Consider the following 21391-nt stretch of genomic DNA (forward strand, 5'->3'; position numbering starts at 1 on the left):
CCCATGGCCGCGATTGCTGAGGGTTAGCTATAGGGCCCTGGCGGGTTACAGAGGGCTGCTGGTGGTTCTTGTCTCGAACAGCCTCTCCCCCAAACCTCGATAAGCAGCCAGAGCGCCGATAAGCCAGGCTGGACGAACTGTAATGTTGGGCTTCGCTGCGCTCAGCGCCAACCTACGAAAGTGGGCGTCCTAGGCCAGGTGCTTGAGCCTTTCCACCAACTGCGCATGCAGCGCCGGATCACCGCAGGCGAGGATGGCCCCACCCTGCTGGGCGTCACCACCATCCCAGGCCGTCATGCGGCCGCCGGCGCCTTCGATGATGGGGATCAGCGCCTGGACGTCGTAGGGCTGCAGGCCCGCTTCGATGATGACGTCGACGAAGCCCGAGGCCAGCATGCAGTAGGCGTAGCAGTCGCCGCCGAAGCGGGCCAGCTGCACCTCGGCGGCCACGGCGTCGAAGGCCGCCAGGCGCTCGGGGGTGTCGAAGATGTCGCGGCTGGTGCACATCAACCGGGCCTGGGCCAGGCTGGCGCAGGCGCGGGTGCGCAGGGCCGCGCCGTTGCGCCAGGCGCCGGCCGGGGTGCCCAGGTAGCGCTCGCCGGTGAAGGGCTGGTTCATCACTCCGATCACCGGACGGTTACCGTCGTTGAGCGCCACCAGGGTGCCCCACAGCGGCAGGCCGGTGATGAAGGCGCGGGTGCCGTCGATGGGGTCGAGCACCCAGCTCAGGGGACTGCTGCCGGCGACGTTTTCCTCTTCCTCGCCGAGGATGCCGTGATCCGGGTGCTCGGCCTGGATGAGTTCGCGCATGGCCCGTTCGGCGGCCTTGTCGGCGATGGTCACCGGGTCGTAGCGGCGGCCGGCGATGGCGGCGTCGCCCTTGTCGTCCACCGCCAGCTGGGCGCGGAAGTAGGGCTGGATGGCCACGGCGGCGGCGTCGGCCAGGCGCTCGGCGAAGCGTTCGTAGTAGGAGATCTCGGCAGCGGTCAGGCTCATGCTCATTTCACCAGGCGGGCGTCGAGGCTGTTCTGTGCCAGGCGCTGGGCCTGTGCCTGGGTCATGCCCAGGCCTTCGTGCAGGGCCATGAAGTTCTCGGTGACGTAGCCGCCGAAGTAGGCCGGATCGTCCGAGTTGACGGTGACCTTGAGGCCGCGGTCGAGCATCTTGAGGATGGTGTGCTGGCTCATGTCGTCGAACACGCAGAGCTTGGTGTTGGACAGCGGGCAGACGGTGAGCGGGATCTGCTGGTCGACCAGGCGATCCATCAGGCGCTCGTCCTCGAAGGCGCGCACGCCATGGTCGATCCGCACCACGCCGAGCTGGTCCAGGGCTTCCCAGATGTACTCCGGCGGGCCTTCCTCGCCGGCGTGGGCCACGGCCGGGAAACCCTCGGCGCGGGCACGGGCGAAGACGCGCTTGAACTTGCTCGGCGGATGACCCTTTTCCGAGCTGTCCAGGCCGACGGCGACGAAGTGGTCGCGAAACGGCAGCGCCTGGTCCAGGGTGGCCTGGGCGGCGTCTTCGGAGAGGTGACGCAGGAAGCTCAGGATCAGCCCACTGGTCACGCCCAGCTGCCGCTCGCCGTCGCTCAGCGCCTGGGTGATGCCACGTACCACCACTTCGAAGGGAATGCCGCGATCGGTGTGGGTCTGGGGATCGAAGAAGGGCTCGGTGTGGATGACGTTCTGTTCCTTGCACTTCTGCAGATAGGCCCAGGTCAGGTCATAGAAGTCCTGCTCGGTACGCAGCACGTCGGCGCCGGCGTAGTAGAGGTCGAGAAATTCCTGCAGGTTGCCGAAGTTGTAAGCGGCGCGCAGGGCCTCGACGTCCGGCCAGGCCAGGGCGACGCCATGGCGTTCGGCCAGCTTGAACAGCAACTCGGGCTCCAGGGTGCCTTCCAGGTGCAGGTGCAGTTCGGCCTTGGGCAGGGCATTGAGCCAGTCGTACATGGGAGCCTCGGGATAGCTTGAATCAGAAAAAGATGGACGATTGTCGCACGCTTTGCCGGGTTTTCCGCAGGCATCCGGGTTCCCGCTGACCGATGTACGGTGGTTTGGGCGGTCAGAAATTCCCAGCGTTCCACGCTTTGGGCCAGCAAAGGGCCATAACGCCTGCATTGGGTCTGGATCTGACTACAATCGGGACGCATGGCTCCAAACACCAGGCGTGAGGTATCCGTGCAGACCGTTCAGGATTACGTTGGCGGCAAGAACAACAATCTCAATCTGATTCGCATGATCGCGGCGCTCGCCGTGGTCTTCAGTCACAGCTTCGCTATCTCCAGTGGCACGGCCACGGCGGAACCGGGACGCGAGAGCCTGGGCATGACCCTGGGCGACATCGCGGTCGACATCTTCTTCATTACCAGCGGCTTTCTGGTCACCAAGAGTCTGCTCAGCCGCGCCGACATCATCGACTTCGTCTGGGGCCGCGCCCTGCGCGTGGTACCGGGCCTATTGGTGATGCTGGTGCTGACGGTGCTGGGCCTGGGTGCCTGGCTGACCCGGGCACCCTTGCAGGATTACCTGAGCGATCCCCAGACCTGGTTCTATCTGTTCAAGAACACCGGCCTGATCGCTGGCGCCGAATTCGACCTGCCCGGGCTGTTCGAGGGCAATCCCTTGCAGACCATCGTCAATGGCTCGCTGTGGACGCTGCCTTTCGAGGTGGGCATGTACGGCGCCCTGGCGCTGCTCTGGTTGTTCGTGCTCTGGCTGCGGCTGGACAGTCGTCACTTCCAGCGCGCCATCCTGCTGTTCGCCGTGGGCGCGGCGCTGTTCAAGCTGTTCGCCTACTATTTCTTCGCCAGCGAATCGCACCTGCTGCGGCTGTTCCAGATGTTCTTCCTGGGCGGTGCCTTCTATGTGCTGCGTGGCTATATCCCCCTGTCGCGGGCGGCCTTCGTCGCCGCCGTGGCGCTGCTGGCAGTGGCGATGCCCGACCGCGACAGCTTCTACCTGGTCTACAACCTGACGCTGGGCTATGTGCTGCTCTATCTCGCCTTCGTGCCGGCCGGCCGCATCCGTGCCTTCAACGAAGTGGGTGACTACTCCTACGGCCTCTACATCTACTCCTTTCCCGTGCAGCAGACCCTGGCGGCGGTGATCCCCGGCATCGAGGCCTGGACCATGGTGCTGCTCTCCATCGGCATCACCCTGCCGTTGGCGGTGGTGTCCTGGTTCCTGGTGGAACGCCATGCCCTGGGCTATCGCCAGGCCTGCGCGACCGGCACCAAGGCCGTGTGGAAGCGCCTGGCACCGCGTGCTCGGGTTGGCTGAGCGGCCTGTCAGGCGGCGGTAGCCTGGGTGGCCAGCGCCGGGGTGTAACAGGATGCGAGCCTTTTGCCCTCCAGGGCGGTCGTAACAAGGCATTGCTCAATCAAGGACGCCCCTTTCCATGCTCGCCGCCCTCAAAGACGAAACCCTGCTGCTGGTCGCCATCGGTGCCACGGTGCTGGCCTATGTGTTCGAACACGCCCTGCTCGGCGGTGGCCAGACCCTGGCGCTGATCGCGGCCGGCGGGTTGATCGCCGCCATCATCTGCGCGGCCATGCGCGTGGCCCATCACGCCGAACTGCTGGCGGAAAAGGTCGGCGATCCCTATGGCACCATGATCCTGACCCTTTCCGCCGTGCTGGTGGAGGTGATCATCCTGGCGATCATGATGAGCCACGACCATTCGCCGACCCTTGCCCGCGACACCATCTATGCCGCAGTGATGCTGGACATGAACGGCATCATCGGCCTGGCCGCGCTGCTCGGGGGCCTCAAGCACGGCGAGCAGCCCTACAACGACGACTCCAGCCGCAGCTACGGGGTGATGATCATCACCGCGGTGAGCATCTCCATGCTGGTACCGGAATTCATTCCCTCGGCCCAGTGGCACGTCTATTCCTTCTTCACCATCGGCGCCATGGCGCTGCTCTATACCCTGTTCCTACGCATGCAGACCGGCCCGCACAGCTATTTCTTCAGCTACAACTACCCGGACAAGAAGCGCAAGCGCCCGGCGGTCGAGGGCGAAGCCGCCACCGCCGGCCATGGTGAAAGCAGCGCCACCCTGTCCATCGCCATGCTGATCGTCGGCATCGTCGCCACCGGGGCGCTGGCCGAGGTGATGTCCAAGTCGCTGGACACCGGGCTGGAAGGTCTGGCCGTGCCGGCCCTGGTCCCGGCGCTGGTGGTGGCGGTGATTTCCGCCAGCCCCGAGATCCTCACCGCCCTGCGCGCGGCCATGGCCAATCGCATGCAGTCGGTGATCAACATCGCCCTGGGCGCCAGCCTGTCCACCGTAATCCTCACCGTACCGGTGGTGGAGGCCATCGCCCTGTACAACGGCCAGCCGATCCAGATGGCCATGACGCCGGTGCAGACGGTGATGATGGCCGTGACCCTGATCGTCGCCGCCATCAACCTCAACGACGGCGAGACCAACGCCATCGAGGGCATGACCCACTTCGTACTGTTCGGTACCTTCATCATGCTGACCATCCTCGGTCTCTAGGGCGGTGCCATGATCGACAGCGAGGTCATCAGCAACTACGGCTACGGCGCGGCGGTTTTGGGTGCTCTGGTGGAAGGCGACGGCGTCGCCATCCTGGCCGGCATCGCCGCGCGCCACGGCTACCTGCTGTTTCCGCTCACGGCGCTGTGCGTGGCCCTGGGCGGCTTCATCGGCGATCAGACGCTGTTCTATCTCGGCCGTCGCTATGGCGACCGCATCCTCGGCCGCTTCAAACGCCAGCAAGCGCGCATCGACTGGTTGCGCAGCCGCATTCATCGCCACGAAGCGTTGTGGATCATCGGTATCCGCTTCGCCTATGGCTTCCGCCTGATCGGCCCGCTGCTGATCGGCGCCAGCGGCGTGCGGCCGCGGCGGTTCCTGTTCTTCAACATCATCGGCGCCCTGCTGTGGGGCTTCGTCATGACCGGCATCGGCTACGCGGTGGGGGAGATCCTGCGCGACTTCTTCGCCGAGCATCATGTGTCGAAGCGCTGGCTGATCGCCGCGGCGATCTGCGTGGCGGTGCTGTTCATCGGCGCCCGCGCCGTGTTGCGGCGGCGGGAGGGGGTGTAGGGGGCTTTGTAGGTTGGGTTGAGCGGAGCGAAGCCCAACGGTGCGTAGACCTGAACCGCGCTGGAATCGCGGCCATGGGCCGCTCCTACGGCAGCTGGTCATCCTGTAGGAGCGGCCCATGGCCGCGATAGGTGAGTCGCCAGCGAGGCGAAACGAGTTTCGGCAGATCGCTCGATAAACAGCCAGGGCGGCGGCAATGGCATCAATCTGATTTACCCAAACGAAAAAGGCGCCCTGAGGCGCCTTTTTCACACTAAACCAATCCAAGTCAGACCTTGACGATCCAACCCTCCGGAGCCGGCTTGTCGCCGGTCTGGATGCCGGTCAGTTCCTCGTACAGCTTGCGCGTCACCGGGCCGACGTCGGTCAGGCTGTGGAAGACGTGCAGCTTCTCGCCGTACTGGATGCCGCCAATGGGGGTGATGACCGCCGCGGTGCCGCAGGCGCCGGCTTCGACGAACTGGTCGAGCTGGTCGATAAAGACGTCGCCCTCGACCACGTCCAGGTTCAGCCGCTCGCGGGCCAGCTCCATCAGCGACATGCGGGTCACGCCCGGCAGCACGGATTCGGAGCGCGGAGTGACGAACTTGCCGTCGCCGGTGATGGCGAAGAAGTTGGCCGAACCGACTTCCTCGATCTTGCGATGGGTCAGGGGATCCAGGTAGATGCAGTCGGCGAAGCCTTCGGCCTTGGCCTGGGCGCCGGGCATCAGGCTGGCGGCGTAGTTGCCGCCGACCTTGGCGGCACCGGTGCCCTGGGGCGCGGCGCGGTCATAGCCGGAGATCACGAAGTTGTGCGGGGTCATGCCGCCCTTGAAGTAGGCACCGACCGGGATGCCGAATACCACGAAGTGGAACTCGGGGGCGGTGCGCACGCCGATGTTGTCACCCACGCCGATGACGAAGGGCCGCAGGTAGAAGGCGCCGCCGGTGCCGTGGGGCGGGATCCAGGCCTCGTTGGCCTTGACCACCTGCTGGCAGGCATCAATGAACATCTCGGTGGGGACCGGCGGCATCAGCAGGCGGGCGCAGCTCTTGTGCATGCGCGCGGCGTTGCGGTCGGGGCGGAACAGGTTGATGGAGCCGTCCTGGCAGCGATAGGCCTTGAGGCCTTCGAAGCACTGCTGGCCGTAGTGGATGGCCGTGGAGCCTTCGCTGATGTGCAACTGGTTGTCGCGAGTCAGCTCGCCGGGTTGCCAGCTGCCGTTGCGATAGGTGGCGATATAGCGGAAGTCGGTCTTGATGTAGTCGAAACCGAGGGTCTTCCAATCGATGTCCGCAGCGCTCATAGATCCTCGCAGTGCTCTCCGGCGGTTTGGCCGGTTGTTTCGTGGTCGGGCCGTACGCCTCACCGGCGACGGTTAAAAGGGGTGGACGAGGCGGGCTCGTCGCTAGGTTCTGTATGAAAAGTCGCCGAGCGAAGGTCAGGCAAGGCAAAAATCAGCGAGGAAGCGGAGTTTACGAGTGGTAAATGAGCATTCCGAGCTGATTTTTAACGCAGCATCACCGAGCACAGGCACTTTTCGTACAGAGCCTAGACTGTGAAAGATACCGCTTATCCGGACCTCTGGGGGCACCTTTCAGCCAATCGGATCTCCAAAGACTGAAGCTGGCCCTTTGCCGCCTCTGCCTGTTGCTTCAGGCTGGGTGTGCGGGTCGCCACCAGGAGTCTGTTTTGAAAACAATGATGGCGTTGCTGGGTGCCCTGACCCTGCCAACGCTCACGGCGCAGGCCGCCGGCATCTTCACCGACAAGTTCGACACGGCGCTCAATCGTCGGGTCATCGAATGGCGTGGGGCGCCCTCGACCGACGGGATCGTCTTCAGCGTGATCGCCAGCCAGTTCAAGACCAGCGCCGGCAACGCCACCACCGATTTCCGCACCCAGCTGTCCACCTTTGGCGACAAGGTGCGCTTCCACGGCTGCAGCGCCAGTCGCTGGGAAATGAACGGCCAGCTCTACCTGCCACTCAAGGGCCAGTACCGCATGGCCGGGCTGGACGAGCGCTACGGCGAGTACTTCATCGGCCAGCCCAGCCGCCAGGACCTGGAATGGGTGGCCATGAATACCCGGGTCAATTATCGCCTCTGCCGCCTGCGCGCAACCCTGTCCGCCGAGGACCTGCAGGGGCTGCGCTGGGTGTTGCAGGCGGCGGAGTCCGGCTAGCGAGCTAGTCGAAGCGGGTGATGACGGTCACCCCGGTACCTTCGAACCTGTCCATGTGCATCAGGGCCTCGCTGGACTCGGCCAGGCTGATCTCGCGGCCGATCAACCGCTGCGGTGCCAGGGTGCCCTGGCGCAGCATGGCCATCAGCACGTCGTAGCGATGGGCCTGCATGCCGTGGCTGCCGAGGATTTCCAGCTCCTTGGCGATTACCAGATTCATCGGCAGCGCCGGCGTCGCCTGGTCGCCCAGCAGCAACCCGACCTGAACGTGCTTGCCGCGCTTGCGCAGGCAGGCGATGGAATTGAAGCAGGTGGTGGGGTGGCCCAGGGCGTCGAGAGAGACGTGGGCACCGCCGCCGGTGAGTTCCTGCACCGCCTCGGGCACGCTGGCCACCTGGGTAGCATCGAGGGTGGCCACGGCCCCGAGGCTGCGGGCCAGGGCCAGCTTGTCGGCGGTGATGTCGATGGCCACCACCTGGGCGCCCAGGGCGCTGGCGATCATGATCGCCGAGAGCCCGACGCCCCCGCAGCCGTGCACCGCTACCCACTGGCCGGCGCTGACCTTGCCCTGGTCGACCACGGCGCGAAAGGACGTCACGAAGCGACAGCCCAGGCTCGCCGCCGTGGCGAAGTCCAGCTGCTCGGGCAGGCTGACCAGGTTGAGATCGGCCTGGTGGATGCCGACGTACTGGGCGAAGGAGCCCCAGTGGGTGAAGCCGGGCTGGAACTGATGGTCGCAGACCTGCTGGTGGCCGGCGTGGCACTGTGGACAGGCGCCGCAGCCACCGACGAAGGGCACCGTCACCCGGTCGCCGACCCGCCACCTCCTGACGTCCTTGCCTACCGCCTCGACCACCCCGGCCAATTCGTGGCCCGGCACATGGGGCAGTTCGATGTCGGTGTCATGGCCGACCCAGCCGTGCCAGTCGCTACGGCAGACGCCGGTGGCCATGACCTTGAGCACCACGCCGTGCGGCTCGGGGGTAGGGTCCGGCACCGTGCACAGGCAGGGTGGCGCGGAAAAGGCTTCGTAGACGACAGCTTTCATGGCGGGGCCTCGGGCTGGATGACGCCTCCAGTATGGCAAGCCGCGCGAATTTAGCCTGTCTGCTTGCCGGTGCGGCCGGCGGACTGCCGCTCGGCTAGCCTGCCAGGGCCTGCAGCCCGCTCCAGGTAGCCGGTGCGTCCTCGCCTAGCGCCTGCACCAGGGCGGCCTTGAGGCGGCAGTCGGGCAGGGCGCGGTGGGTTTCCTGCACGGCGACGCCCTGCTGGCGAGCGGCCATGGCCAGGGATTTGCGGCGCCAGCCGTCCTGGCTGCGGCTGTCCAGACTCGGCTCCTGCCAGAACTGGGCATAGAGCTGCATCAGGCAGTGCAGGCGGGTGCCATCCACCAGTTGCACCGGCGGCGTCTCCCGCTCCAGTTCCGGGGGCAGCGCCAGACCGTGGAGCTGGGCATCGTGCCCGAGCAGGCGATAGTCGAAGGCCATGCCATAGGCCAGCACGGTGCGGCCCTGCAGCAGCGGCCAGAGGGTGGCGAACACCTCGGGAAAGGAGGGCGCCTGGCTCAGGTGGGCATCGGTCAGACCGTGGATCAGGGTCGCCTCGCGCGGCACGGCGATGCTGGGGCGCACCAGGGTATCGAGCAGCACCCGGCCTCCGAGGGTCATCACCGCCACCTCGATCAGCTGGGCTTCTTCCCCCAGACCGGTCGCCTCGGTATCCAGCACCAGCACGTCCTGCTCCAGCCAGCGACGCGCCTGCTCGCGCACCCGCATTTGCTGGGCGTTGTAGCCGGTGACGGCAGCGGTGGAAAAAGACGACGACAAGGAATTCATGACACGGCCTGACAGCTGAAACCAAGGGTGCGCCCAAGAGCCAGGGAATCGGCTCTACGACGGGTGTGGGCATTCGATGCAAGATCATCGCCACAGGACACAGGCCGTTCGGCGGGAGCGACGAGCGGACCACCCGGCGCGCCGGGGTCGCCCGCGCGGTCTGGCCTTGCGAGAATGGGCCTTCATCCATGTCGAGGAGCGCCGCTGCTTTGGCCGCCGTCCAGGGTTTCTTGCTGACACGCCTCTGGCGCGAGACTTCCACCGGGATGGAACTGGTGTTCTGGTTCGCCACCGACAGCGGTCCGCGCCAGCTGCGGGTGCCGGCGCAACAGGCCGTGGCCTTCGCCCCGGCCGCGCGACGGGCGGACATCGAGCGCCTGCTGCCGGCCGAGGTGGAGATCCGCGAATTGGCGCTGCAGGACTTCCAGCGGCGCCCCGTCCTGGGGCTCTATGCGCCGCGCTATCGCACCCTGCGCGAACTGGAGCAGCGCCTCCCCGCCGCCGGCATCGAGGTCTACGAGACGGACATCGCCCCGGCGGATCGCTTTCTCATGGAGCGCTTCATCACCGCGCCGGTGACGCTGCCCACGGCCGACGGCGGGCCACTGCGGCCCGATCCCGACTACCGCCCCTCGCTGCGCACCCTGTCGCTGGACATCGAGACCAGCGAGCGCGGCGAGCTCTACAGCATCGGCCTGCACGGCTGCGGCCAGCGCCAGGTGTATATGCTCGGCCCGCCCACCGGGGAGGATGCGGCGGTGGACTTCGACCTGGAATACGTCGCCGACCGCGCTACCCTGCTCGAACGCCTCAATGCCTGGATGGCACGCCACGATCCCGACGTCATCATCGGCTGGAGCGTGCTGCAGTTCGACATCCGCGTGCTCCACGAACACGCGCGCAAGCTGGGCGTGACCCTGCATCTGGGCCGTGGTGCCCCCGAGGACGATCACTACGAACCCGGCGGCCAGGGCCGGCCCTTCCAGGCGCTGCTGGCCGGGCGGCCGATCATCGACGGGGTGGAGGCACTCAAGTCGGCGACCTGGGTATTTCCCTCCTACAGCCTGGAGAACGTCAGCCGTACCCTGCTGGGCGAAGGCAAGGCCATCGACAATCCCCACGACCGCATGGCCTCGATCAATCGCATGTTCGCGGGCGAAAAGAGCGCCCTGGCGCGCTACAACCTGGTGGATTGCGAACTGGTCACCCGCATCTTCGCCAAGACCGAGCTGCTGCGCTTCCTCCTGGAACGGGCCAGCGTCACCGGCCTGCCGCTGGAGCGCCATGGCGCCTCCATCGCCGCCTTCTACCATCTCTATCTGCCGTTGATGCACCGCCAGGGCTTCGTCGCGCCCAATCTCGGTGCCCAGCCACCCGAGGCCAGCCCCGGTGGCTTCGTCATGGATTCCCGGCCTGGGCTCTACGACTCGGTGCTGGTGCTGGACTACAAGAGTCTCTATCCCTCGCTGATCCGCACCTTTCTCATCGATCCGGTAGGGCTGGTGGAGGGCCTGGCGCTGCCCGAAGACGAGACGGTGCCGGGCTTTCGCGGCGCGCGCTTCCACCGCACCCGGCACTGCCTGCCGGAGATGGTGGCGCGGGTCTGGGAGGGGCGCGATGCCGCCAAGCGCGCGGGCAACGCGCCCCTGGCTCAGGCGCTGAAGATCATCATGAACAGCTTCTATGGCGTGCTGGGCACGCCGCACTGCCGTTTCTTCGATCACCGCCTGGCCTCGTCCATCACCCTGCGTGGCCACGCGGTGATGCACCAGACCCGCGAGCTGATCGAGGCGCGTGGTCATCGGGTGATCTATGGCGACACCGACTCCACCTTCGTCTGGCTCGGGCGCACCCATGCCGAAGCCGAGGCCGAGCGCATCGGTCGCGAGCTGGTGGCGGCGATCAATGCCCACTGGCGCACCCAGCTGCAGGCCGAGCTGGGGCTGGAAAGCCACCTGGAGCTGCAGTACGAGACCCATTTTTCCCGCTTTCTCATGCCCACCATCCGTGGCGCGGAAGAGGGCAGCAAGAAGCGATACGCCGGGCTCAGACCCGGAGCCGACGGTCAGCCGGAACTGGTGTTCAAGGGCCTGGAAACGGTACGCAGCGACTGGTCGCCGCTGGCCCAGCGCTTTCAGCGCGAGCTGTACCTGCTGATCTTCACCGGTGAGCCCCATGAGGACTATGTGCGCGACTTCGTCGCCCGCACCCGCGCCGGCGACCTCGACGACCTGCTGGTCTATCGCAAGCGCCTGCGGCGACCGCTGGAGGAGTACCAGAGCAATCTCTCGCCCCAGGTCCGCGCGGCGCGGCTGCTGGAGGCGGAAAACGCCCGGCTGGGACGCCGTAGTCGCTTTCGCCGCGGCGGCTGGATCAGCTACCTGATCACCACCGCCGGCGCCGAGCCGGTCGAGCTGCCCCATGCACCACCCGACTACGATCACTATGTAGAGCGCCAGTTGGCCCCGGTGGCCGACGCCATCCTGCCCTTCGTCGGCGACCGCTTCGACCGGTTGCTGGATCGGCAGATGGGGTTGTTCTGAACAGGGCGGTCGTTTCGAAGCGTTGATCGCCGAGCTGCACGCCCAGCGCGGCACCCGCGCGAGGCCATGGCATAGTCAGACGATTCGCGGCACACTCGGGGGCCACCGGGGCGCCTACCCAGCTGGGCTGGCGGTCCCCTTTCCCGCCAGAGGAGCGCTGCGATGACCCGCCTCACCGCCCAGGATTTCTCGCCCGAACTGCTCGAACTCTACGACTTCTATGTCCACGGTCGCATCAGCCGCCGCGACTTCCTCGACCGCGCCGGGGCCTGTGCCGCGGTGCTGGGGCTGTCGGCCACCGGCGTGCTGGCGGCGCTGAGCCCCAACTATGCCCTGGCCAGCCAGGTGGAATTCACCGACCCGGACATCATCGCCGAGTACGTCTATTACCCCTCGCCCAAGGGCCATGGGCGGGTGCGTGGCTATCTGGTGCGGCCGGCCAAGGCCAGCGGCAAGGTGCCGGCAGTGGTGGTGGCCCACGAGAATCGTGGCCTCAATCCCTATATCGAAGACGTGGCCCGGCGTCTGGCCAAAGCGGGCTATCTGGCGCTGGCACCGGACGGCCTGACGTCCATGGGCGGCTATCCCGGCAACGACGACAAGGGCCGTGAGTTGCAGCAGCAGGTCGATCCGGCCAAGCTGATGAACGACTTCTTCGCCGCCGTGGAAACCCTGATGAGCCACGAATTCAGCACCGGCAAGGTCGGTATCACCGGCTTCTGCTATGGCGGTGGCGTGGCCAACGCGGCCGCCGTGGCCTATCCCGAGCTGGCCGCGGCGGTGCCCTTCTATGGACGTCAACCGCGCGCCGAGGAGGTGGCGGCGATCAAGGCGCCGCTGCTGATCCACTACGCCGAAAACGATCCGCGCATCAACGAGGGCGCCGCCGCCTACGAAGCGGCGCTCAAGGCGGCCGGCAAGACCTACGAGGTGCAGCGCTATGCCGGCACCAACCACGGCTTCCACAACGACTCCACCCCGCGCTACGACGAGGCGGCTGCCCAGCTGGCCTGGCAGCGCACCCTGGACTGGTTCGGGCGTTACCTGGCCTGAGCGCTCTGGGCTATCCCGGGTGCCGGGATCCCATGCCGTAGCGTTTTCCACGGGCGGGGCCAACCCGAAACGCTGGACAAGGAGGCGTTAGCCCGTCGCGACTGGTTGGGCGGGAGGCACCGTTGGGCTTCGCTGCGCTCAGCGCCAACCTACGCGAGAGGCCGGACCATGGTGGCTACCGAGGTAGGTTGGGCTGAGACTGCGTCATCGTCGAAGCCCAACAGGCCCCCGGCTGAGCCTCGGCACCGTTGGGCTTCGCTGCGCTCAGCGCCAACCTACGCGAGAGGCCGGACCATGGTGGCTACCGACGTAGGTTGGGCTGAGACGGCTTCATCGTCGAAGCCCAACAGGGCCCCGGCTGAACCTCGGCACCGTTGGGCTTCGCTGCGCTCAGCACCAACCTACATGAGAGGTCGAACTGCGGTGGCTGCCGACGTAGGTTGGGCTGAGAGGGCTTCATCGTCGAAGCCCAACAGGCCCCCGGCTGAACCTCGGCACCGTTGGGCTTCGCTGCGCTCAGCGCCAACCTACGGAGTCAGGTCCCCTCGATCAGATCGCGGATGCGTACCGCCAGGGCGTCCATGGCGAAGGGCTTGGTCATCACGTGCATGCCGGGCTCCAGATGGCCGTTGCCGACCACCGCGTTCTCCGCGTAGCCGGTGATGAACAGTACCTTGAGGCCCGGGCGGCGCTGGCGGGCGGCGTCGGCCATCTGCCGGCCGTTCATGCCGCCGGGCAGGCCGACGTCGCTGATCAGCAGGTCGATGCGCACATCGGATTCCAGCAGTCGCAACCCGGAGCTGGCATCCGCCGCTTCCAGGGCGGCGTAGCCCAGTTCTTCCAGCACCTCCACCACCAGCATCCGTACCGTGGGTTCGTCATCCACCACCAGCACCGTCTCGCCGTGACCCTGGCGTGGCAGCGCCGGTTGGCTGGCGATGAGGTCCACACCCGCTGCCGTTTCGCGGTGGCGCGGCAGGAACAGGGTGACGCTGGTGCCCTCATCGACCTGGGAATGGATGCGCGCCTGGCCGCCGGACTGGCGCACGAAGCCGTAGATCATCGACAGGCCGAGCCCGGTACCCACGCCGATCGGCTTGGTGGTGAAGAAGGGGTCGAAGGCCTTGGCGATCACCTCGGGCGGCATGCCGCAGCCGTTGTCGGTCACCGAGAGGGCGATGTATTCGCCCGGCTCCAGGTCGCGGACCCGGGCCATGCGCGCATCCAGCGCCCGATTGGCGGTCTCGATGAAGATGCGGCCACCCTCGGGCATGGCATCGCGGGCATTGATGCAGAGATTGAGCAGGGCATTTTCCAGCTGCGGCGGATCGACCAGGGTCGACCAGAGTTCGCTGCTGGCCACCACCTCGATCTGGATCGCCGGACCCACCGTGCGGCGGATCAGGTCTTCCATGCCGGCCACCAGACGATTGACGTCGGTGGGCTTGGGATCCAGCGTCTGCCGGCGGGAAAAGGCTAGCAGCCGGTGGGTCAGGGCGGCGGCGCGGATGGCGGCGCCCTGGGCGGCGGTGGTGTAGCGTTCAAGGTTGTTCAGCCTACCCTGGCCGATGCGCACCGTGAGCAGGTCCAGACTGCCGACGATGCCGGCGAGCAGGTTGTTGAAGTCGTGGGCCAGGCCGCCGGTGAGTTGGCCGACCGCTTCCATCTTCTGCGACTGGCGCAGCTGCTCTTCCAGCAGCGCCTGGGTCTCCGCGGCGTCCTTCTCGCGGGTGATATCGCGCCCGGCACCGGTGACGTGCTCCTGATCAGTGTCTAGCGACAGCGTCCAGGACAGCCAGCGCCAGCTGCCATTCGCCGCCTGGACACGATTCTCCACCCGGGTCGGCAGGCCGCTGCGGCGCAGGTCGTCCAGCGCTACCAGCACGCCCGGTAGATCGTCGGGGTGAATGAGTTCGGTGTAGGGGCGGCTGAGCAACTCGGCCTCGGAATAGCCCAGGCCGCGCGACCAGGATGGGCTCACCCGCAGCAGCTGCCCGGCGAAGTCGGCGGTGAGCAGCAGGTCCTCGCTGAGCGCCCAGAGCCGGTCGCGTTCGGCGGTGCGCGCCTGGACTTCCTGGCTGAGGCTGAGATTCTGCGCCTGGATCAGCGCCTGGGCGTCGCGCTGGACGGTGACGTCCTGGGCGAAGACATAGAAGCCGTCCACCGCGCCGCGCCCATCCCGCCGCGGCCGATAGTGGATGTCGGCGATGCGTCGCCGGCCGTCCGGCCAGGCCCAGGGCAGATCCAGCCGCGCCGGGGTGCCGTCCAGGGCGGCCTGGATGGCCGGGCGGCGGGCAGCGAACAGCTCCGGCGCGAAGACCTCGGCCATGCTGCGACCGAGGATGCTCTGCGGCGCATCCTTGAACCACTTGGGCGCCTCGACGTTGGCGAAGCGATAGATCAGGTCGCGATCGACGAAGGCGATCAGGCAGGGCAGGGTGTCGGCCACCAGGCGCAGATTGAGTTCGCTGTCGCGCAGTGCACGTTCCGCGGTCAGCCGCGCCGTCGCCGAGCGGGTGCGATTGGCGACCTCGCGGATGAATTGCAACTCGGCCGGCGTCCAGCGCCGCGGCTGACTGGAACCGACATAGAGCAGGGCCACCAGGTTGCCGTGCTCGAACAGCGGCAAGTTGACCAGGGCACGGGTCTCCAGGCGTTGCAGCGCCGCGAGGTTGTCACGGGCGCGCGGGTCCGCGTGCACATCCTCGATCACCACGGTTTCGCCGCGCTTGAAAGACTCGCTGTAGCTGCCGTAGTCGTGGAAATTCAGGGTGCCCATCAGGCTGCGGGCGCCCGGGATCGTCCAGTCGCGCCCCACGGTGATGGTCTCGGCCTCGGCGTCCACCAGGCCATAGCCCACCAGGTGGGCATCCAGGCTGGTACCCAGGGTGGCGCAGGCGAGGTCGGTGACGGCTTCGATGTCGCCCAGCTGGCTGAAGCCTTCACCGAGTTCGGCCAGGGCCCTGCGATAGCGCTCTTCGTCGCGGGTCGCCTGGGCGGCCTGCTCGCGCTCGGTGACATCCAGGAACAGCACCAGAAAGCTGTCGGGACCGGCCTTGTGCGCATGGCCTTCGTACCAGCGCCCGTTGTGCTGGAATTGCCGCACGTAGCTGAACGACTGGCCGGTATCCACCACCCGGGTGAAGTCTTCCACCCAGAGGTCTTCGAGATCGGGAAACAGGCTGCGCGCGGTCTGGCCGACCGCCTGTTGCGCACTCAAGCCGAAGTGCGTGCACCAGGCCCGGTTGACCTGGTCATAGCGCCAATCCCGGCCGCGGCCCTGGTCATCGCGCAGGATGGTGCCGAGGATGAAGCCCTCGTCCAGTTGCTCGAACAGGCCACGCCAGTAGCGCTCGCTCTCCGCCAGCTGCTGCTGTACCTCGCCCACGTAGCGCTGGCTGTCGCGCAGGGCCTCGCCGGCCAGGTGCTGGGACGTGCGGTCGCGGAGGATCTTGACGAAGCCGGTATGGGTACCGGCGTCGTCGTGCAGCGGATGCATCTCGCCACTGGCCCAGAAGCGAGTGCCATCGCGGCGCAGGTGCCAGCGCTCGTCCTCGGCACGGCCGTCCTGCAGGGCCAGCCGCATTTCCAGCGAGGCGCGGCCGCTCTGGTTGTCTTCCGGGGTGAAGAAGCGCTCCGCCGGTGCACCGCGAATCTCCGCGGCGGTCCAGCCCAGCAGGCGCTCGGCGCCGCTGTTCCAGTCGGCGATCACTCCGGCCGGATCGAGCACGATCATGGCGAAATCGATGGCGCCATCGAAGATTGCCAGGCGCCGTTGGGCGTCCTGGGGCGGCAGCGCGGTGCACTGGTCGAGCGCGGCGCGCAGGCGGCGTACTTCGGCCTGGAGTTCAGCGTGAGAGAGAGCGGATTCAGCCATGGGATCTTTCGAACAGGTGGGCAGCGAAAGCAGACGGCGGTGACGTCCAGCGAGAGCCTTAGAGTAGGAGAGTCGGGCGCCGGCCAGCGATCTGCCGGCACCTTTTTCCGACAGACAGGGAATTAAGTAGCCGCTGCGGCATCAGACAAGTGCCAGTACCAACCGGCCAGCCGTCCATCCGAGGGTTGTGATCCAATTCGAGTAATTTCGGTCTATTTAGTCGTACTAATGAAGTAGCGTTGCCATGACCGATGTAGTTTCTTCCGCAGCCGTTACCACTGTGCTGGTCGTCGAAGACGATCCCGTACTGCGCTCGCTGGCGACGGAGGTGTTCGAAATGGAAGGCTACGCCGTCCAGTCGTTCGACACCGCCGATGCCGCCTGGTGCTGGTTCGAAGCCGATCCGCTGCCGCCCGATCTGCTGTTCACCGATGTGCGCATGCCCGGTCGGTTGGATGGCCTCGCCCTGGCCAAACAGGTCCGCCAACGTTTTCCACAGTTGCCGATCCTGGTGTCCTCTGGATACACCGGCCAGCAATATGCCGAACGCGAAGACCGAGCGCTGTTCCTGCCCAAGCCCTGGACCATCGACCAGTTGCTGAAGGCCTGCGGGCAGCTGGGCGTCTAGTCGCCTGCCTGACGCGCTCGCGCCAGGCGTACCGCCGAATCCACCTCATCCAGCGTCCAGGGCTTCTGCAGGAAGATCACCTGAGGGGGCAACGTGGTGGTGATTTCGTAGCCGTAGCCGGAAGTGATCACCATGGGCAACTCGGGCCAGCGCTGCAGCAGCATCTGCGCCAGCTCGCCGCCGCGCAACTGGCCGGGCATCAGGTGATCGGTAACGACCAGGGCCGGCGCTTCCTGGCATTGCAGCAGATGCACCAGGGCATCGTCGGCATTGTCGAAGCGGGTACAGGCCCACTGCAATTGTTCTTCGAGATGATTGCCCAGCAGCTCGGCGAGCAGACTGTTGTCTTCGATGACGACGGCATAGGGCAGGGCGGTAGACGAAGTCATCGGGACATCCGGAACGCGATGAGGCAATTCCGGAAGTCTAGCAGAGCCCTGTCGGTCTCAGTCTGGCTTTCGTCTGACCATTGTCAGATCTCCAAGACGATCTTGCCGAAATGGCTGCCGTCCTTCTGGAAGGCGAAGGCCTCGGCGATCTCGGCCAGGGGATAGCCGCGATCGATGACCGGCTTGATCCCGTTACTCTCCAGCGCCTGGATCATCTCCTGCTGATGGCGGCGACTGCCGACGATCAACCCCTGCAGTCGTTGGTGCCGACGCATCAGATTGGCGGTGGGGACCTGGCCCTCGACGCCGGTGAGCACGCCGATCAGCGCCAGATGACCATGGATACGCGCGGCCTGGATGGATTGCGCCAGCGTCGCCGGGCCGCCCACTTCCACCACGATGTCGACGCCGCGCCCCCCGGTGATGGCCTGTACCTTGGCGCCCCATTCCGGCTCGTCGCGGTAATTGATCAGGTGATCGGCGCCCAAGGCATAGGCACGCTGCAGCTTCTCGTCCGACGAAGAGGTGGCGATCACCGTGGCGCCCATGGCCTTGGCCAGCTGCAGGGCGAAGATGGACACCCCACCGGTGCCCATGACCAGCACGCTGTCACCGGCCTTGAGATTGCCGTCCACCACCAGGGCACGCCAGGCGGTGAGCCCGGCGGTGGTCAGGGTCGCCGCCTCGGCATGGCTGTAGCCCTTGGGCGCGCGGGTAAAGGCCGTGGCCGGGCGCACCACCACCTCGCAGGCGAAGCCGTCGATGCCATCGCCGGGCGTGGTGGAGAAATCGTCGATTGTCGGCTCGCCGTCCAGCCACTGGGGAAAGAAGGTCGAGACCACCTGATCGCCCACGGTGAATTCGCTGACGCCTGCGCCCACGGCCTCGACCACCCCGGCGCCATCGGACATGGGAATGCGCCCATCGGTGGTCGGCATCTTGCCGAGCACCACGCCCAGATCATGGAAATTCAGCGAGCTGGCCTTGATCCGCACGCGGATCTCGCCGGCTCCGGGCTGACCGGGATCGGGCAGTTCACAGTGTTCCAGCTGATCCAGACCACCGGGTTTGCGTAGGCGTATGGCGTGCATGAAAGATCCTCCGGACTATGGCGAGCAAGACGCTCGCGGGTCTGTAGAGGACCACGGTGCCGGGCGCAGGATTCCCGAAGGAGTCCTGCGCCCATGGCCTTACTTGATCGCCTTCTGCAGTTGCTGCAGCTGCTCGGTGCGGGTGTTCAGGCGGGTTTCGCCGCGCTGGGCATCGACCTTCTTCAGCTCGGCCTCGGCCATGCGCAGCTTGATGGTCTGCATGGCGGTCTGGATGCGTTGCTGAGTCAGGTAGGCCAGCTGGTCGACGGTGCGCTCGTTCTCACCGTCCTTGTAGGCCTTGTCGGTCTTGGCCAGCCAGGTGCCGGCATCCTTGGTTTCCAGCGCCGCCAGCTGGGTGGCCTGGGGCTGGGATTCGAGGGCGGCGTAGTCGTTGCGCGCCTTTTCCAGGTTGGGGTTGGGCGGGGTGGCGCAGGCGGCCAGGGTGAGGGTCAGGGCCGACAGTACCGGAAGCAGAAAACGTTTACGCATGGGTTTCGTCCTTCAAGAGAGCGGGCAGCCTTACTGCTGCACCTTTTTCTGTAGATTCTGTTGCAGCTGGAGGTTGATCTGACCTTCCTCGCGGATCTGCTGGATGCTGTTCTGGGCATCCTGCAGCGCCGCCGCGGCCTTGGCGGCCTGGGTCTTGCGAGTCGCCAGGCGGGCATCCCACTCGGCCTGCTCGGCCAGGCGCTTGGCGTCGTCGTATTTCTCGTTGGAAAGCGCCGCCTGGGCCTGGGTCCACTTGTCCTGGGCCGACTTGGTCTCAATCGGGGCGAACTGGTTGCCGCCGCCGCTCACGGCTTCGTTGACGGCCGATTGGGTCACGGCCATCTGCGCGGTCGGCGGATTGCCGGCGCAGCCCGCGAGGAGCAGACCGCCACCCAGGACCAGGCTGGCGAGCAGCGCACGAGGCGCGGAGAACGGGGAGGCGCGAGAGGGACCGGTTTTCATCCGAACATTCCTGGCAGGTCGCCCGGAATGGGCGACAGTGCCTGTGAGACGACGAAAACGCGGCGAGGTTCGCTGCAACCGCTGCGCTAAAGGGCAGGGTGTCCTGGCCGATATATGTTGTCAGACAACAACAGGGCCAGCGGCCACGGAGATTCCATGCTGTTACGCAACTGCAATATCGCGCCCCGCGCCGCGCTGGGCTTCGGCCTGATCGCCCTGATGGTGGCTTTTCTCGGCCTGTTTTCCCTGGCGCAGATGGCGGGTATCCGCGAACGCCAGGTGGTGACGGAGCGCGACTGGGTGCCGAGCATCCGCGCGGTGGACGCCATCCGCGAGAACATGCTGCGCATCCGCACCATCTCCTTGCGGCTGGCGCTGGACCCGGAACCGCGCAACATCGACACCTATGTCAGCCAGTACGAGGCGCGCAACAAGGTGCTCATGGAGGGCATCAAGGCCTATGAGGTCTTTGTCGACACCCCCGAGGAGCACCAGCGCTGGGACCTGTTCAAGCGCGATTTCGCCACCTATCAGCAGGGCATGACCGAGTCCTTCGCCCTGGCGCGGCGGGGCGATACCGTCGCGCTCAACAAACTGACCCTGGTGGACATGAAACCGGTGGTGGACGGCACCGGCAAGCAGCTGGGCGAGTTGGGCGACCTCTATGCCGAGGGTATCGAACGCGATGGCAAGGTCTCGGCGGACCGCTATGAGGCCTCACGGCTGATCGTCATCGCGGTGATCGTCCTGGCCGCCCTGGCCACGGTGCTCATGGCCTGGCTGCTGACCCGCAGCATCGTCGGACCGCTGCGCGAGGCGCTGCTGGCCGCCCGCCGTGTCGCCCAGGGCGACCTGACCCAGACCCTGGCGGTGCAGGGGCGTGACGAGGTGAGCGAATTGCAGCGCGCCTTGCAGCAGATGCAGGGGCAGTTGCGTGAGACCCTCTCGCGCATCGCCGGCTCCTCCACCCAGTTGGCCACTGCCGCCGAAGAGCTCAATGCGGTCACCGAGGCCGCGGGCCAGGGCCTGCAGCAGCAGAACCAGGAGATCGAACAGGCCGCTACCGCCGTTACCGAGATGAGCACCGCGGTGGACGAGGTGGCGCGCAACGCCGTCTCCACCTCCGAGGCTTCGCGGGCCTCCAGCCAGGCCGCGCAGCAGGGCCAGACCCGCGTCGCGGAAACCCTGGGCGCCATCGAGGCGCTGTCCGACGAGGTCGCGGCTACCGGGACGGTGGTCCAGCGCCTGGCCGAGCAGTCCCAGGACATCGGCAAGGTGCTCGACGTCATTCGCGCCATCGCCGAGCAGACCAACCTGCTGGCGCTCAACGCCGCCATCGAGGCGGCGCGGGCCGGTGAGGCCGGGCGTGGCTTCGCCGTGGTGGCCGACGAGGTGCGAGCCCTGGCCAGCCGTACCCAGCAGTCCACCCTGGAGATCGAGCAGATGGTCTCGGGCATGCGCAGCGGCGCCAGCCAGGCCCTGGGCTCCATGCACAGCAGCAGTCAGCGCGCCCAGGCCACGCGGGCCCTGGCGGAAACCGCCGGGGTGGCGCTGGACGAGATCAACAGCCGCATCGGCGAGATGTACGAGCGCAACCTGGTGATCGCCAGCGCGGCCGAGGAGCAGGCCCAGGTGGCCCGCGAAGTGGATCGCAACCTGGTCAACATCCGCGATCTCTCCACCCAGTCCGCCGACGGTGCGCGCCAGACCAGTGCCGCCAGCCAGGAATTGTCCCGGCTGGCGGTGGATCTGCAGGGGCTGGTGAACCGCTTCCAGGTCTGA

General features: G+C 66.6%; 17 protein-coding genes and 1 pseudogene. 8 read left to right on the top strand and 10 right to left on the bottom strand.

Features of this window, described 5'->3' with window-relative positions:
* Positions 1-189 precede the first annotated feature (189 nt).
* Together hisN and C722_RS0100525 are read right to left on the bottom strand one after the other, a co-directional pair.
* Positions 190-996, bottom strand: a complete 807-nt coding sequence (gene hisN / locus C722_RS0100520) for a histidinol-phosphatase (RefSeq protein WP_017638645.1) — start codon at positions 994-996, stop codon at positions 190-192.
* A gap of 2 nt (positions 997-998) precedes the next feature.
* On the bottom strand, positions 999-1949 hold the full coding sequence (locus C722_RS0100525; RefSeq protein ID WP_017638646.1) for an adenosine deaminase: 951 nt from the start codon (positions 1947-1949) through the stop codon (positions 999-1001).
* A 228-nt stretch (positions 1950-2177) separates the two neighbouring features.
* Between C722_RS0100525 and C722_RS0100530 the strand changes: the two genes are divergently transcribed.
* The 3 genes from C722_RS0100530 to C722_RS0100540 all read left to right on the top strand — a co-directional run bounded on the left by C722_RS0100530 (position 2178) and on the right by C722_RS0100540 (position 5076).
* Complete coding sequence (locus tag C722_RS0100530) at positions 2178-3278, top strand: acyltransferase (protein WP_017638647.1); 1101 nt, start codon at positions 2178-2180, stop codon at positions 3276-3278.
* Between the two features lie 118 nt (positions 3279-3396).
* Entirely contained in the window at positions 3397-4503 is a 1107-nt protein-coding gene (locus C722_RS0100535; protein WP_017638648.1) for a calcium:proton antiporter, read from the top strand.
* A gap of 9 nt (positions 4504-4512) precedes the next feature.
* Positions 4513-5076 (top strand): DedA family protein, encoded by a 564-nt coding sequence (locus tag C722_RS0100540; RefSeq protein ID WP_017638649.1) that lies wholly within the window; start codon positions 4513-4515, stop codon positions 5074-5076.
* 268 nt (positions 5077-5344) lie between these two features.
* Here C722_RS0100540 and C722_RS0100545 read toward each other — a convergent pair whose 3' ends face one another.
* Positions 5345-6364: a branched-chain amino acid aminotransferase gene (locus C722_RS0100545; RefSeq protein WP_017638650.1), complete on the bottom strand. Its 1020-nt coding sequence runs from the start codon at positions 6362-6364 to the stop codon at positions 5345-5347.
* 386 nt (positions 6365-6750) lie between these two features.
* On the opposite strand from C722_RS0100545, the gene C722_RS0100550 reads away from it, so the two are divergent.
* On the top strand, positions 6751-7242 hold the full coding sequence (locus C722_RS0100550) for a hypothetical protein (protein ID WP_173149181.1): 492 nt from the start codon (positions 6751-6753) through the stop codon (positions 7240-7242).
* A gap of 4 nt (positions 7243-7246) precedes the next feature.
* Here the strand turns inward: C722_RS0100550 and C722_RS0100555 are convergent, their stop codons facing one another.
* Positions 7247-8290: a zinc-dependent alcohol dehydrogenase family protein gene (locus C722_RS0100555; RefSeq protein ID WP_017638652.1), complete on the bottom strand. Its 1044-nt coding sequence runs from the start codon at positions 8288-8290 to the stop codon at positions 7247-7249.
* A gap of 94 nt (positions 8291-8384) precedes the next feature.
* Positions 8385-9077 (bottom strand): 3'-5' exonuclease, encoded by a 693-nt coding sequence (locus tag C722_RS0100560; protein ID WP_017638653.1) that lies wholly within the window; start codon positions 9075-9077, stop codon positions 8385-8387.
* 209 nt (positions 9078-9286) lie between these two features.
* On the opposite strand from C722_RS0100560, the gene C722_RS0100565 reads away from it, so the two are divergent.
* Positions 9287-11620, top strand: a complete 2334-nt coding sequence (locus C722_RS0100565; RefSeq protein WP_017638654.1) for a DNA polymerase II — start codon at positions 9287-9289, stop codon at positions 11618-11620.
* Positions 11621-11782: 162 nt separating this feature from the next.
* Complete coding sequence (gene yghX / locus C722_RS0100570; protein ID WP_017638655.1) at positions 11783-12673, top strand: YghX family hydrolase; 891 nt, start codon at positions 11783-11785, stop codon at positions 12671-12673.
* Between the two features lie 535 nt (positions 12674-13208).
* Here yghX and C722_RS26605 read toward each other — a convergent pair.
* Positions 13209-16550 carry a PAS domain S-box protein gene (locus C722_RS26605; protein ID WP_017638656.1) on the bottom strand — a complete coding sequence of 1114 codons (3342 nt, stop codon included), beginning with the start codon at positions 16548-16550 and terminating at the stop codon, positions 13209-13211.
* Between the two features lie 244 nt (positions 16551-16794).
* Here C722_RS26605 and C722_RS0100580 point away from each other — a divergent pair, with 244 nt between their 5' ends.
* Positions 16795-17178: a response regulator gene (locus tag C722_RS0100580; RefSeq protein ID WP_051226123.1), complete on the top strand. Its 384-nt coding sequence runs from the start codon at positions 16795-16797 to the stop codon at positions 17176-17178.
* Here C722_RS0100580 and C722_RS0100585 read toward each other — a convergent pair.
* The 4 genes and pseudogenes from C722_RS0100585 to C722_RS0100600 form a co-directional block, all read right to left on the bottom strand.
* On the bottom strand, positions 17175-17567 hold the full coding sequence (locus C722_RS0100585; protein ID WP_017638658.1) for a response regulator: 393 nt from the start codon (positions 17565-17567) through the stop codon (positions 17175-17177). The two genes, C722_RS0100580 and C722_RS0100585, sit on opposite strands and share 4 nt — an antisense overlap.
* A gap of 83 nt (positions 17568-17650) precedes the next feature.
* Positions 17651-18658, bottom strand: coding sequence for an NAD(P)-dependent alcohol dehydrogenase (locus tag C722_RS0100590; protein ID WP_017638659.1), 1008 nt, complete (start codon positions 18656-18658; stop codon positions 17651-17653).
* A 105-nt stretch (positions 18659-18763) separates the two neighbouring features.
* Positions 18764-19147 (bottom strand): annotated as a pseudogene (locus C722_RS0100595) (DUF4398 domain-containing protein); the annotation flags it as partial.
* Positions 19148-19177: 30 nt separating this feature from the next.
* Positions 19178-19609, bottom strand: a complete 432-nt coding sequence (locus tag C722_RS0100600; RefSeq protein ID WP_017638661.1) for a DUF4398 domain-containing protein — start codon at positions 19607-19609, stop codon at positions 19178-19180.
* Between the two features lie 156 nt (positions 19610-19765).
* Between C722_RS0100600 and C722_RS0100605 the strand changes: the two genes are divergently transcribed.
* Positions 19766-21391, top strand: coding sequence for a methyl-accepting chemotaxis protein (locus C722_RS0100605; protein WP_017638662.1), 1626 nt, complete (start codon positions 19766-19768; stop codon positions 21389-21391).

Origin of the sequence: Pseudomonas sp. 313, from assembly GCF_000316965.1 — a bacterium.
In the GTDB taxonomy this organism is placed as follows: Bacteria; Pseudomonadota; Gammaproteobacteria; order Pseudomonadales; family Pseudomonadaceae; genus Chryseomonas; species Chryseomonas benzopyrenica.